Origin of the sequence: Chitinophaga jiangningensis (genome assembly GCF_900142605.1) — a bacterium.
In the GTDB taxonomy this organism is placed as follows: Bacteria; Bacteroidota; Bacteroidia; order Chitinophagales; family Chitinophagaceae; genus Chitinophaga; species Chitinophaga jiangningensis.
In genome coordinates, this window is the sequence record NZ_FRBL01000006.1 from 452,142 (window position 1) to 465,714 (window position 13,573).

The 13,573-nt window shown below is 49.2% G+C and carries 15 protein-coding genes; all 15 read left to right on the forward strand.

Annotated features, from left to right (window positions below):
• Nucleotides 1–120 precede the first annotated feature (120 nt).
• Nucleotides 121–1,656: a flexirubin biosynthesis tyrosine ammonia-lyase FlxA gene (locus BUB18_RS17490; protein ID WP_073083581.1), complete on the forward strand. Its 1,536-nt coding sequence runs from the start codon at nt 121–123 to the stop codon at nt 1,654–1,656.
• Between the two features lie 18 nt (nt 1,657–1,674).
• Nucleotides 1,675–2,403 (forward strand): flexirubin biosynthesis SDR family reductase FlxB, encoded by a 729-nt coding sequence (gene fabG, locus BUB18_RS17495; RefSeq protein ID WP_073083583.1) that lies wholly within the window; start codon nt 1,675–1,677, stop codon nt 2,401–2,403.
• 30 nt (nt 2,404–2,433) lie between these two features.
• Entirely contained in the window at nt 2,434–3,657 is a 1,224-nt protein-coding gene (locus tag BUB18_RS17500; RefSeq protein WP_073083585.1) for a beta-ketoacyl-[acyl-carrier-protein] synthase family protein, read from the forward strand.
• 185 nt (nt 3,658–3,842) lie between these two features.
• A complete protein-coding gene (locus BUB18_RS17505) occupies nt 3,843–4,100 on the forward strand; it encodes a phosphopantetheine-binding protein (RefSeq protein ID WP_073083587.1) in 258 nt (85 codons plus the stop codon).
• On the forward strand, nt 4,100–5,005 hold the full coding sequence (locus BUB18_RS17510; RefSeq protein WP_073083588.1) for an LpxL/LpxP family acyltransferase: 906 nt from the start codon (nt 4,100–4,102) through the stop codon (nt 5,003–5,005). The genes BUB18_RS17505 and BUB18_RS17510 overlap by 1 nt, the downstream gene beginning before the upstream one ends.
• Before the next feature lie 117 nt (nt 5,006–5,122).
• Complete coding sequence (locus BUB18_RS17515) at nt 5,123–5,548, forward strand: hotdog family protein (protein ID WP_073083590.1); 426 nt, start codon at nt 5,123–5,125, stop codon at nt 5,546–5,548.
• Nucleotides 5,549–5,560: 12 nt separating this feature from the next.
• A complete protein-coding gene (locus tag BUB18_RS17520; protein ID WP_073083591.1) occupies nt 5,561–6,319 on the forward strand; it encodes a hypothetical protein in 759 nt (252 codons plus the stop codon).
• Nucleotides 6,320–6,321: 2 nt separating this feature from the next.
• Nucleotides 6,322–6,741: an acyl-CoA thioesterase gene (locus BUB18_RS17525; protein WP_073083593.1), complete on the forward strand. Its 420-nt coding sequence runs from the start codon at nt 6,322–6,324 to the stop codon at nt 6,739–6,741.
• 9 nt (nt 6,742–6,750) lie between these two features.
• Nucleotides 6,751–7,902 carry a beta-ketoacyl-[acyl-carrier-protein] synthase family protein gene (locus BUB18_RS17530; protein ID WP_073083596.1) on the forward strand — a complete coding sequence of 384 codons (1,152 nt, stop codon included), beginning with the start codon at nt 6,751–6,753 and terminating at the stop codon, nt 7,900–7,902.
• A gap of 47 nt (nt 7,903–7,949) precedes the next feature.
• Nucleotides 7,950–9,011 carry an SAM-dependent methyltransferase gene (locus tag BUB18_RS17535; protein WP_245805690.1) on the forward strand — a complete coding sequence of 354 codons (1,062 nt, stop codon included), beginning with the start codon at nt 7,950–7,952 and terminating at the stop codon, nt 9,009–9,011.
• A gap of 60 nt (nt 9,012–9,071) precedes the next feature.
• Entirely contained in the window at nt 9,072–10,313 is a 1,242-nt protein-coding gene (locus BUB18_RS17540) for an NAD(P)/FAD-dependent oxidoreductase (protein ID WP_073083600.1), read from the forward strand.
• Between the two features lie 7 nt (nt 10,314–10,320).
• Nucleotides 10,321–10,929 carry a hypothetical protein gene (locus BUB18_RS17545; protein ID WP_073083601.1) on the forward strand — a complete coding sequence of 203 codons (609 nt, stop codon included), beginning with the start codon at nt 10,321–10,323 and terminating at the stop codon, nt 10,927–10,929.
• A 114-nt stretch (nt 10,930–11,043) separates the two neighbouring features.
• Entirely contained in the window at nt 11,044–11,307 is a 264-nt protein-coding gene (locus tag BUB18_RS17550; protein WP_073083603.1) for a phosphopantetheine-binding protein, read from the forward strand.
• Entirely contained in the window at nt 11,304–12,497 is a 1,194-nt protein-coding gene (locus BUB18_RS17555) for a beta-ketoacyl-[acyl-carrier-protein] synthase family protein (protein ID WP_073083605.1), read from the forward strand. The genes BUB18_RS17550 and BUB18_RS17555 overlap by 4 nt, the downstream gene beginning before the upstream one ends.
• A gap of 6 nt (nt 12,498–12,503) precedes the next feature.
• Nucleotides 12,504–13,568 (forward strand): beta-ketoacyl synthase N-terminal-like domain-containing protein, encoded by a 1,065-nt coding sequence (locus BUB18_RS17560; RefSeq protein WP_073083607.1) that lies wholly within the window; start codon nt 12,504–12,506, stop codon nt 13,566–13,568.
• Nucleotides 13,569–13,573 lie beyond the last annotated feature (5 nt).

The following is a 13,573-nucleotide window of genomic DNA, read 5'->3' on the forward strand; positions in this document are numbered from 1 at the left end:
CGCCAACGTAGTTATCCGTATTTTGATGATCGGAGTGCCTTAATTATTTGGATAAACCCAGGTTTATACTAAATTTGAGCACTTTTTTACATAAACAATAAATTTAATTTAATAGTAACCATGGTTGCAATAGGAAGTAAGGTGCTGTCCCTGGAAGAAGCTTACAGGGTTCTTTACAGCGGTGAAGAGCTGGTATTGGACGCAGCGGCTTTACAACAGGTGGAAGCCAGTTTTGAGTTTCTGAAGAAGTTTTCCGCAAAAAAACTGATCTACGGCATAAACACCGGCTTTGGGCCGATGGCACAGTACCGCATCAGCGATGAGGATACCTTCCAGCTGCAATACAACCTGATCCGCAGCCACAGCTCCGGCTCCGGCAAACTGTTATCCCCGATACACACCAAAGGACTCATGATCGCCCGCCTCAGCAGCTTTATGCAGGCGCATTCCGGCATTCATCCTGAAGTAGTACACCTGCTCAAAGACCTGATCAATAAAAACGTATATCCGTGTGTGTTTGAGCATGGAGGCGTGGGCGCCAGCGGCGACCTCGTACAGCTCGCTCACCTGGCCCTGGTGCTGATTGGTGAAGGAGAAGTAGTATATGAAGAGAAGGTACAGCCAACGGCTGAAGTATTTGCCAGGCTGGGTCTTAAGCCTATCGGCATCCATGTGCGCGAGGGACTGGCCATCATCAACGGAACATCTGCGATGACCGGCGTGGGCCTGGTAAACCTCATAGAGGCAAAACGCCTGCTGGCCTGGTCTGTCACCATTTCCGCCATGATCAACGAAATCGTGGAAGCTTTTGATGACCATTTGTCGGCAGAGCTCAATGCGGTTAAAATGCATGAAGGCCAGAACAAAGTGGCCGGCATCATGCGGGAGATCCTCGTGGGCAGCAAAATGGTGCGCCACCGCCCGGATCACCTCTATAAAGAACTGGAAGAAGAGATTTTTAAAGATAAAGTACAGGAATACTATTCCCTCCGTTGCGTACCACAAATCCTGGGACCAGTGTTCGATACCCTGAAACAGGCAGAACAACTGGTGGTGCAGGAGCTGAACTCCGTAAGTGATAACCCGGTGGTGGATCACCATAAGGAAAATGTGTTCCATGGCGGTAACTTCCATGGCGACTATGTTTCCCTGGAAATGGACAAGATCAAAATCGCCATCACCAAGCTGTCGATGCTCTCTGAGCGCCAGCTGAACTACCTCATGAATGAAAAGCTGAACCATAAGTTCCCGCCGTTCATGAACCTGGGCAAACTGGGCTTCAACTTCGGTATGCAGGGCGTACAGTTTACCGCTACTTCCACTGTAGCAGAAAACCAGACGCTTTCCTTCCCGATGTACGTGCACAGTATTCCTAATAACAATGATAACCAGGATATTGTGAGTATGGGCTGCAACGCTGCGCTGATGGCAGGCAGGGTAATCGGCAACACTTTCGAGGTACTGGCCATCCAGGTGATGACCATGCTGCAGGCGGTGGATTACCTCGGTTGTCAGGACAGGCTGGCTGGGTTCTCACACAAAATTTACGAAGAGGTGAGAGCTATTTTCCCTAAATTTATTGAGGACAGTCCTAAATACAAGGATCTTCAGAAAATCAGGGAATACCTGATGGCAAATCAGCCGGTACAGTTGTAACAGCAAAAAACTTCAACAATGAAATGTGCGCTAATCACCGGCGGCTCAAGAGGCATAGGACGGGCAGTATGTATTAAAATGGCAGAACTAGGCTACCATGTTCTGATCAACTATAAAGGCAATGAGGCAGCAGCACTCGAAACACTGGAAGCCGTAAAGGCAGCCGGCAGCACGGGCGAACTGCTGCAGTTCAACGTAGGAAGCGCCGAAGAAGTATCCAGTGTGCTCGGCGCCTGGATGGAAGCGCATAAAGAAGACCAGATTGAAGTGCTGGTCAATAATGCCGGCGTACGCGAGGATGGGCTGATGTTTATGATGAGTGAGGCACAATGGAATAATGTCCTCAATATCAGCCTGAATGGTTTCTATTACGTTACCAAGCAGGTACTCAGCAGTATGCTGATGAAACGCTATGGCCGCATCATCAACATGGTATCCTTATCCGGCATTAAAGGCCTGGCAGGACAAACCAACTATTCCGCCGCCAAAGCAGGCGTAATCGGCGCTACGAAAGCACTGGCACAGGAAATCGCCAAACGTGGTGTAACCGTGAACGCAGTGGCTCCAGGCTTCATCAAAACCGATATGACGGCTGAACTGAACGAAAAAGAACTGGCCGCACAAGTGCCGATGAACCGCTTCGGTACCGCAGAAGAAGTAGCTGAAGCCGTGGCATTTTTTGCCTCCAAAGGTGCAGGGTACATCACCGGCGAAGTACTGAGCATCAACGGCGGCCTGTATACCTGATAATAGTCCAAAACGTTAACCGCTCCTATTATGAACAGAGTTGTGATCACAGGATTGGGAATCTACTCCTGCATAGGTAAAAACCTGGAGGAGGTGCGAGATTCATTATACAAGGGAAAATCAGGCATTGTACTGGACCCCGAAAGAAAAGCATTCGGATACCGCTCCGGCCTCACCGGCAAAATCGAACGTCCTGAGCTGAAAGGCTTGCTGGACCGCCGCGCCCGCCTGATGATGCCTGAACAGGCCGAATTCGCTTTTATGGCTACCAGGGAGGCCTTAGCCATGGCTAAAATGGACCCTGATTACATCGAAAAAACTCCCGTAGGCATACTCTATGGCAACGACAGCTGTGCAAAACCGACTGTAGAAGCCAACGACATCATGCGGGAAAAGAAAGATACCATGCTGGTGGGCTCCGGCTCTGTATTTCAGACCATGAACTCCACCGTAAACATGAACCTGGCCACCATCTTTAAACTGAAGGGTGTCAATTTCACAGTGAGCGCGGCTTGTGCCAGCGGCTCCCATGCTATCGGCCTCGGCTATATGTTTATCAAAAACGGCATGCAGGATGCAGTGATCTGCGGCGGCGCCCAGGAAGTAAATATTTACGCCATGGGTAACTTCGATGCCATCGCCGCATTTTCTACCAGGGAAAGTGAGCCGGAACGGGCTTCCCGCCCGTTTGACCGTGACAGGGACGGCCTCGTGCCAAGCGGCGGCGCAGCCACAGTTATACTTGAAAGTTTGGAGTCCGCACAAAAAAGAGGCGCCACTATCCTGGGCGAAGTCCTGGGCTACGGCTTCTCCTCTAACGGTGCACATATCTCCAATCCAACCGTAGATGGACCCGTGCGCAGCCTGCAAATTGCCCTCAGCGACTCTGGCCTGCTGGCTAAAGATGTGGAATACATCAACGCCCACGCTACCTCCACACCGGCAGGTGATGCCAGCGAGGCAAAAGCGATCTACGAAGTATTCGGTGGCAACGTACCGGTGAGCTCCACCAAGTCCATGACCGGCCACGAATGCTGGATGGCAGGTGCCAGCGAAATCGTTTATTCCATGCTGATGCAGCAAAACGGATTTATCGCCCCAAACATCAACCTGGAAAATCCGGATGATGACGCCGCCAAGCTGAATATAATTAGTAGTACAATTAATAAAAATTTTAATATATTTTTGTCCAACTCTTTCGGATTCGGAGGCACCAACTCCTCCCTGATCGTGAAAGCGTGGGACGGAAAGTAGGACTATTGCCAGTTTAGAGTGAACGCTAGTTGCCTTACATCTATGAGTAATAAACTCATATATCCCCGGTGTGTGTAACTCCCAATATATTCTTAACTTTGGCGCTCGGACTAATTTGAAGATTTTACAGGCTTGGTTGGTAACCGTAATTATTTTATAATCAACCTATATCTGTTATACGTTATATGGAACTTAAAGAAGTAATAACTGTCACAAACAAATTTCTGGTAGAGGAGTTTGAAGCTAATCTGGCAGACATCACGCCGGAAGCTAATTTGAAAGCTACGCTGGACCTGGATAGTCTGGACTATATCGATATGGTGGTAGTAATTGAAGATAACTTTGGTTTTAAAGTAAAACCGGAAGATTTTCAAAACATCGTCACCTTCCAGGATTTTTACAATTACGTAACTGCTCGTATTCAGCAAAAAGAACTCGTATAATGCCGTCCTGGCAGGGAAAGTCGAAAGGAAATAAGCTGGGCTACAGTATTTTTATTGCCATACTGCGCTATGGGGGTGTGTATCCTGCTTATTTCCTGTTAAGGTTTGTAGCCGCGTATTATTTTTTGTTCTCCTGGAGTTCTTCCAGACCTATTTACAAATATTTCCATACTAAGGCTGGTTTCAGCAGGTTTAAATCGTTGATTAACCTGTATAGGAATTACTATGTCTTTGGGCAAACCATTATTGATAAGATAGTGGTGATGGCCGATATGGCCAACAAATTCACGTTTGATTTCGATGGAGAGCAGCACCTGCGCGATATAGTGAGCGGCGGCAAAGGCGGCATCCTGCTCAGTGCACACCTGGGCAACTGGGAAGTGGCTGGCCACCTGTTTAAACGGCTGCAGGCACGTATCAACATCGTGATGTTCGACGGTGAGCATGAAAGAATTAAGGAATACCTCTCCTCTGTTACGGGGGGGCGTAATGTGAATATCATCGTGCTGAAAGACGATCTGTCGCACATCTATGCCATCAACGACGCGTTGAGCAACCAGGAACTGGTATGCATGCACGCCGACCGCTTTTTACCCGGGAATAAAACCATGACCACGGATCTGCTGGGATCGCCGGCGCAGTTTCCTTTAGGCCCGTTCCTGCTGGCATCCACTTTCCGGGTGCCCGTTTCAGCGGTTTTCGCCTTTAAGGAATCGGCTACCCACTATCATTTTTATGCCACTGAACCGCGGGTCTATAATGGCCGCAGGCAGCAGGAGCAGGCATTAAAGGATTTTGTAGGGGAGATGGAAGTGAAGATCCGGAAATATCCCACGCAATGGTTTAACTACTACGATTTCTGGGAAGACGAAGCAACAACAGCCCCCGGAAACAGCGTGTCATAACAACTATCCTTAATAACTACCTGGTTCCAGGTAGAAATAATTTCCGGGATTATACTGTTCATAATTTCATATAATTCTATTTACTTCGTATTTCTTTTTTTACAATAAATTGTGGAGATGTTTATTCATACAGACGATATTACTGCATATATACCGCAGCGCGCACCTATAGTGATGATCAGTGGCATTCTCGAAGTAGAAGGCCCTGTAACCCGTACTGCCCTGAGCATAGCCGCGGATAATATTTTCGTGGAGGAGGGCTTTTTCACGGCCCCCGGCCTCATGGAAAACATGGCGCAGACCGCAGCCGCCAGGATTGGTTATATCTCCCGCCAGCAAAACGTACCTGTACCGCTGGGATTTATTGGCGCCGTAAAAGATTTTGAAATTTTTGAATTACCTCCCGCCGGAGCCACCGTTGAAACTACCACCGTTATTGGTGCAGAAGTTTTTAACGCCACCATGGTAAACGCTAAAGTGATGTATCAGGATAAGGTGATGGCCCAGTGTGAACTGAAAATATTCATCAACCCCCAATCATAAAACTTAAGCATCATGAGAACCAGTTCCTTATTTCTGGTAGCAGCACTTATGCTGGGTACTGTACTTACTGCAAAAGCACAAAAGTTAAAAAACTTCCTGGATAATAAAGATTCCTCTTTTACCTGGCTGGGTATTGATTTTACACAGGCACGACTGATTGGCGATGCAGGAGCTAAACCAATCGATTTTGTGGATAGTCACTTCGCCGGCATCAACCAGGTGGTGGTAAACGAACCTAAAAAATACGATGTGCCGGGAAATATGCGCCACGAAAACGTGACGTATGATATCAGCCTGGTAAACAAACGTAACGCCGCTATCAATCCTGATAACTTCAAATCAGATAACAGTGCGGACCTGCACCGCCTCACTGAAGAGGATGTGAACAAACTGGTGAAAGGTTTCGACTTCGGTGGTAAGAAAGGTATCGGTGCGCTCCTCGTTATGGACGGCATGAGCAAAACCGATAAAAAAGCATCTGCATTTGTAACGCTGGTGGATATGGGAAGCCGCCGTGTACTGATGACAGAAAGAATAGAAGGAAAAACTGGCATGGCTTTCGGTAATCGTAACTATTGGGCACTGCCGGTTAAATATATACTGGATAATTTTCACGATGATTACAATAAGCTGAAAGAGAAATATGCCAACGCCACTGACCCTGTAGAGCCAGCACCGGCACCAGCACCAGCACCAGCTCCGGCACCTAAAAAGTCAGGTAAAACAGGCGTGGCAAATACAAAAGCTCAGCCAGCAAAAAAGAAAAGCTAAGCATGCAATTAACCGAAAGCACTACCATAACGATTAGATTCAATGACTGTGATCCTTTAGGGATCGTATGGCATGGAAACTATGTGCAGTATTTTGAGGACGGAAGAGAAGCTTTCGGTGAAAAATACGGATTACGCTACCTGGATATTGCCGCGGAAGGGTTTACCGTGCCGCTGGTCAATATCCAGTGTGATTATAAGCGCCCGCTGCGCTATGGCGACAAAGTAGTAGTACATACCACCTACATCGACGACCTGGCCGCGAAGCTCAAATTTGAATACGTACTTACACATGCAGTTACCGGGGAAGTAGTGGCAAAAGGATCCTCCGTTCAGGTGTTCCTGGATAAAGAATCCTCTCTGCTGCAACTTACCCTGCCGCCGTTTTTCAGCAACTGGAAAAAGGCACAGGGACTGCTTTAAAAGGGTAATATGCAAAAGGTATTTGTTGTTGCTGATAACATTGTGAGCCCACTGGGCAATACTACCCTTCAGAATTTTGAACAGGTGTTGCAGGGCAACAGTGGTATCAGCCTACAGGAAAATGCAGCCTATGCCGCTGCTCCGTTTTATGCTGCCATGATGGCCCCGGGCCAGCTCGCATCCTATGCTGATGATTATAACGGCAACGATTATACGAAGTTTGAACAACTGCTGATCACCTCTGTTTCGGCAGCCATACAACAAACAACAATTCCGCTGCAAAGTGCCCGTACCGGCCTCGTTGTATCCACCACCAAAGGAAATATCGAACTGCTGGAACAGCATGATGCCGCCGGTACTACACTGCCACTGGAGGAAATGCAGCTTGGACATTCGGCCCGTAAGGTGGCCGGATTTTTTGGCATTACCACCGAACCAGTAGTAGTAAGCAGTGCCTGCATCTCCGGACTGGTTGCCATCCTCACCGCAAAGCGATTGATTACCGCAGGTATATACGACCAGGTAATTGTAACCGGTGCAGATGTGCTTACCCGCTTTGTATTGTCAGGGTTCCAGTCGTTCCAGGCGGTAAGCGCCGCACCCTGCCGCCCTTTTGATGCCGATCGTAACGGCGTTACATTAGGAGAAGGTGCCGCTACAGTCATACTTTCCGGCAACCCCGCCCTGGCAAAAGATTTTGTACTCGGAAATGGTGCTGTGAGTAACGATGCCAATCATATATCAGGCCCTTCCCGCACAGGAGAAGAACTGGCAACGGCCATGAAACTGGCCATCAGCGGCTCTGACATCTCCCCGGAAGACATAGGATTTGTATCCGCACACGGTACTGCCACCCTTTACAACGACGAGATGGAAGCCAAAGCCCTGCACCACGCCGGGCTGGCCAATGTACCGGTCAACAGCCTGAAAGGATATTACGGTCATACCCTTGGTGCCGCAGGACTGATAGAAGCCATCATCAGCATGAAAGCACTGAAGGAAGGCGTGATCCTGCCAACAAAAAATTATGAAAATTCCGGTGTTACCATGCCGGTAAAAATAAGTAACGCCATCGCACCTACGCAGGCACGCCACCTCCTGAAAACAGTATCAGGATTCGGCGGCTGCAACGCTGCCATGGTTTTTAGTTTAATCAGCTGATTGCTGCCGCCTATTATCCCGGTCTTCAGCACATATTTATCATTGTCGTGTTTAATAAAGAAACAAAAACAGCATTACAGGCTAAAGAAGCCGCTTTATGGCTCGCATTTGCTCCAATTGCATTCCAGGCTACACGGGCACTGCGCGATATGGGCATTTTAACAGCAGTAAGCAAAAGCGGTTCAAAAGGTATCACCATTGAAGAAATCATGGAACAAACCAATATGAACCGCTATGCCGTAAGAGTATTGCTGGAAGCCGGTTTGGGAATGGAACTCGTCATCGTAAATGATAAAAAATATACCCTCACCAAAACCGGATACTTCATTTTACACGACGAACTTACCCGCATTAACATGGACTTCACCCAGGATATCTGCTACAAGGGTATGTACCACCTGGAAGAAAGTCTGAAAGAAGGTAAACCCGCCGGGCTTAAAGAGCTCGGCCCATGGGATACCATATATCCCGGCCTTTCCCTGCTGCCGCCAAGCGTAGGTAAAAGCTGGTTCGACTTCGATCACTACTACTCCGACCTGGCTACACCGGCAGCCCTGGATATTGTGTTCGAAAACAAACCTAAAAAACTGCTGGACATCGGTGGTAACACCGGTAAATGGGCACTGGCCTGCACCGCCAAAGATCCTGAGGTGGAAGTAACCATCTTCGACCTGCCAGGGCAGGCCGGACTGGCACAAAAAACCATGAAGGATGCCGGTGTGGAAAACCGCGTGCACTTCCATATTGCTAACATCCTCGATACCAGCATCCCTTTCCCTAAAGGCTTTGATGCTATCTGGATGAGCCAGTTCCTGGACTGCTTCTCAGAAGCTGAAATAGAATCTATCCTGTCACGCTGCCGCGAAGCACTTAACGACGATGGTACGGTGTATATCCTGGAACCATTCTGGAACCGCCAGCAGTTTAAGTCTGCCGCCTTCTGCCTCCAGCAGACGTCCCTCTACTTCACCGCGATGGCCAACGGCAACAGCCAGATGTACCATACCGATGATTTCTTCCAGTGTATTGAAAATGCCGGACTGAAAATCGTAGAGGAAAACAATCAGATGGGATTGAACTACACTTTGCTCAAGTGTAAAAAAGCATAATAGCGATACATAGTGCCTTGCAATTAATATAATCATCTTACATCCCAAATTTTGCATCGTATGAAAACTGAAAAAGTCGATGTACTGGTTATTGGCGCTGGTCCTGCGGGATCAGTAGCAGCTTCCATTATTCACCAGGCTGGCTACTCGGTGAAGGTGGTGGAAAAGTTGAAGTTCCCCCGTTTCGTAATCGGGGAAAGCCTGCTGCCGCGCTGTATGGACGCCCTTCAGGAAGCTAAATTTATTGACGCTATCGCAGAAAAAGGTTTCCAGCAGAAGTTCGGCGCCAAATTCGTAAAAGGTGACCTGGTATGTGACTTCCAGTTTAAGGACCAGTATACGCCGGGTTGGCATTATACCTGGCAGGTAACCAGGGCCGACTTTGACAAAACCCTGGCCGATACGGTGGAGAAAATGGGCGTACCGGTATCTTACGAAACAACAGTTACAGATATCCGATTCAACGGCTCGGATTCCGTGACTACCGTGGAAGATGTCGATGGAAACAAATATGAAATCGAGGCCCGCTTTATTGTAGACGGAAGTGGCTACGGACGCGTAATCCCCAGGCTCTTCAACCTGGAAAAAAATTCAAACCTGCAGCCGCGTAAAGCGCTGTTTGCACATACCAAGGATGTACGCCGCTCCATGGCTGATGAACCTAACCGCATAACTGCGGTGGTACATAAAAAAGGTACCTGGATCTGGATCATTCCTTTCTCTACCGGCGTTACCAGCGTAGGTTTTGTGAGCGATCCGGAATTCTTTGACGGTTTCCCGGGTACCGACGAGGAAAAATACCGCGCCATGCTGGAAGCGGAACCCTACACCAGGGAGCGTTTCCGCGATGTAGAGCTGGTGTTTGAACCACGAATTTTGCAGTCATGGTCCGCCACTACGGATAAATTCTATGGCGACGGCTACGTGCTCACGGGCAACGTGACAGAATTTTTGGACCCTATTTTCTCATCTGGCGTAACTTTGGCCTGCGTGTCCAGCCAAACTGCTGCCAAACTGGTGATCCGTAAGCTGAAAGGCGAAGCGGTAGACTGGGAAAAAGAATACATGGAACCTACCATGCAGGGTGTAAATACCTTCCGTTCCTATGTAATGGCCTGGTATGAAGGTACTTTGGATAAGATCTTCTTCTCCAAAGATCCGGACCCTGCCATCAAAGGCCAGATCTGCTCTGTGCTGGCAGGTTATGTTTGGGATATGACCAACCCATATGTAACCAACCACGACACTGCGCTGAAACGCCTGGCACGCACCATTGAATTAACGGAGATTATAAAAAGCTAGTCATAGATTGAGTAATAGTGCATATATAACAGGTACTTGTATTATCAGAGAGCATAAAATCCTCCTTAATGATAAGCTGGTATGGGAGGGCAAAGGCCCCGAGCTCCAGGATTTCCTGCGGGCAGCCTACGACCACGTATCAGGGCAATACCCGAAGTTCCATAAGATGGACCCGCTGAGTAAGCTCGGCTGGCTGGCAGCAGAAGTGCTGCTGAAAAACAACCCGGTGCTGCAATTACCACCAGCCGCAGTAGGAATGGTGCTTACCAACCGCAGCGCCAGTCTGGATACTGACGTACGTTATTATGCCACAGTGAAAGATATCGCAAGCCCCGCCTTGTTCGTGTACACGCTGCCCAATATAGTAATGGGGGAGATCTGTATCCGGCATGGATTTAAGGGAGAGAATACATTTTTTGTGTCGGAACAATTTGATCCGGCACTATTAGCGGCCTATCCGGCACAGCTGCTGGCGGAAACGCCGTTGCAGGCATGCCTGGTTGCCTGGGTGGAGGTAATGGAGCAAGACTATGAGGTGGTAATGGCGCTGGTGCAAAATACCGGGACGCAGCCGCTCACAAAAGAAGCACTTACGTCTCTCTATAAAAAGAAATAGTTCCGAATCCTTCGGATTCGGAGTCGGGAGGGCCGAAGGCCCTCTCCCGGAACAGACCGGCACCGAAGGTGCCGGTCTGACAACAAAACATAATTAAAACAAAAAATCATAACCGTGGAACAGTTGATGGCGGATCTGAAAGCGCAGATCATTGAACAATTAAATTTGCAGGAAGTAAAGCCGGAAGACATCGGCAATGATGATCCTTTATTCAAAACCGGACTGGGCCTCGATTCCATCGATGCACTGGAACTGATTGTTCTGCTCCAGCAGCACTATAACATCCGCATTGCCAACCCTGAACAGGGGCCAGAAATATTCCACTCCATCCGTACGATGGCGGAATTTATTACCGCTCAACAAAAGCAACAGGCATGAGTGTAAAGGTATGGATAGCAGGCGGCGGCGTCATCAGCGGTATAGGCATGAACCTGCAGGAAAACCTGCAGGCGTTTAAAGACATGCGTACCGGCATGACCACCATGCAATACCTGCAGTCTGTGCATCACGAAACCTTCCCCGTTGCGGAAGTAAAGGCGGACAACGATACGCTGGCAGATATGGCACTGATGCCTGAAAATACCAGCCGTACCGCACTGCTCAGCCTCATCGCCGCCAGGGAAGCATGGAAGTCGACCGGCCTCGGCGACATCTCCCGCTACCGCGTAGGATTTGTATCCGCCAACACCGTGGGTGGGATGGATAAAACGGAAGATTTCTTCAACAGCTTTCTTGCCAACCCGCAGGGTGGTCGCCTGCAACAGGTGCTCCACCACGAATGTGGCGCCGTTACTGAACTCGTGGCCGATGCCATGGGTATCAGGCACCATATTTCCACCATCAGCACGGCTTGTTCATCAGCGGCAAACGCGCTGATGTACGGGGCGCGACTGATCCGTAATAATATCGTGGATATTGTGATTGCTGGTGGAACTGATTCGCTGACACGCTTTACCCTCAACGGTTTCAACACGCTGATGATCCTGGATCAGCAGCCTTGCCGCCCGTTTGATGATACCCGCACAGGCCTCAACCTGGGCGAAGGTGCCGGGTATGTGGTACTCGTATCCGACAGCCTGCTGGCGCACATCCAGCCATGGGCAAGGCTTAGCGGCTTTGCCAATGCAAATGATGCCTACCACCAGACGGCCTCTTCACCTGATGGCACCGGGAATTACCTGGCCATGAAAGGAGCACTGGAAATGGCCGGCCTCACCCCGGAAGATATTGGTTACATCAACCTGCACGGCACCGGTACACAGAATAATGATGTATCAGAAGGCATTGCCATCAATCGCTTGTTTGCACCGCATTTCCCTGCGATGAGCAGCACCAAATCCTTCACTGGGCATACTTTGGGCGCCAGCGGAGGAATTGAAGCGGTATATGCAGCGCTGGCGCTGAAAGAAGGGATTATATATCCCAATGCACGCTTTCAGCACCAGATGAAGGAATTGCCTTTTACACCCGCCACCGCTTTCAGCGCCGGCAACGATTTGAAACACGTAATGTCCAATTCATTTGGCTTTGGCGGCAACTGCTCCAGCCTGGTGTTTTCAAAAGAATAACGACACATGAACATCTATATAAATGGCACGGGTTGTATCTCTCCGCAGGAAACTGCGCAGATAGGACCTTTGTTTTCCACCTTGAAAGAGTACGACCAGGTGCGGCTGCAAACCGTTGATCCGGATTACAAACAATGGATCGATCTGAAGCAGATCCGTCGCATGAGTCGTGTAGTGAAAATGGGAGTGGGAGCTGCCAACCTCAGCATGGAAGAAGCAGGCATTAAAATGCCGGACGCTATCATCACCGGCACCGCCTACGGCTGCCTCGATGATACCGGCGTATTCCTGAATAAAATGGTATCGCAGGAGGAGCAAATGCTTACACCTACCGCGTTTATACAGTCTACGCACAATACCGTGGGTGGGCAGATTGCGCTGTTGCTGGGCTGCAACGCCTATAACAATACCTTCGTGCACCGTGGGTTTTCGTTCGAAAACACCCTGCTGGACGCTACCATGATCCTCCGGGAAGGTGAGGCGAAATACGTGCTGGCCGGTGGTTTGGACGAGATTACCAACTACAGCCACCAGATACTTTCCCGTTTTGGCTTGTACAAAAAAGCACCGGTGAAAACCATGGAGCTGCTGAAAAGTCCCGACCGTGGCACCATTGCCGGGGAAGGCGCTGCATTTTTTGTGCTGAGCCCCGAAAAAGGCACGCATACCGTTGCAGAGCTGGCAGGCATCAGCACTATGTATAAACCGCTGTGGGAAGGAGAAGTAATCGGCGAAGTGGTGAAATTCCTGGAAGAACATGCCGTTACCCTGGAAGATATCGACCTGATCGTAACCGGCAGAAACGGGGATATCGCACAGGATGAAATATATGAAGAAGTAGCGGCAGCATTGTTTCCGGACCATCCGGAGGCTTGCTTCAAGCACCTCTGCGGGGAATATCCTACGGCCATGGCCTTCGGTACCTGGATGGCCAACAAAATTATTGCAGAACAGGATGTACCGGATGCGGCTATGTTTTATGGTACTGCGCCTGCAAAAATAAAAAACGTGCTGGTATATAACCATCACCAGGGCACCCACCACTCATTGATATTGCTGAAAGCATGCTAACGCAC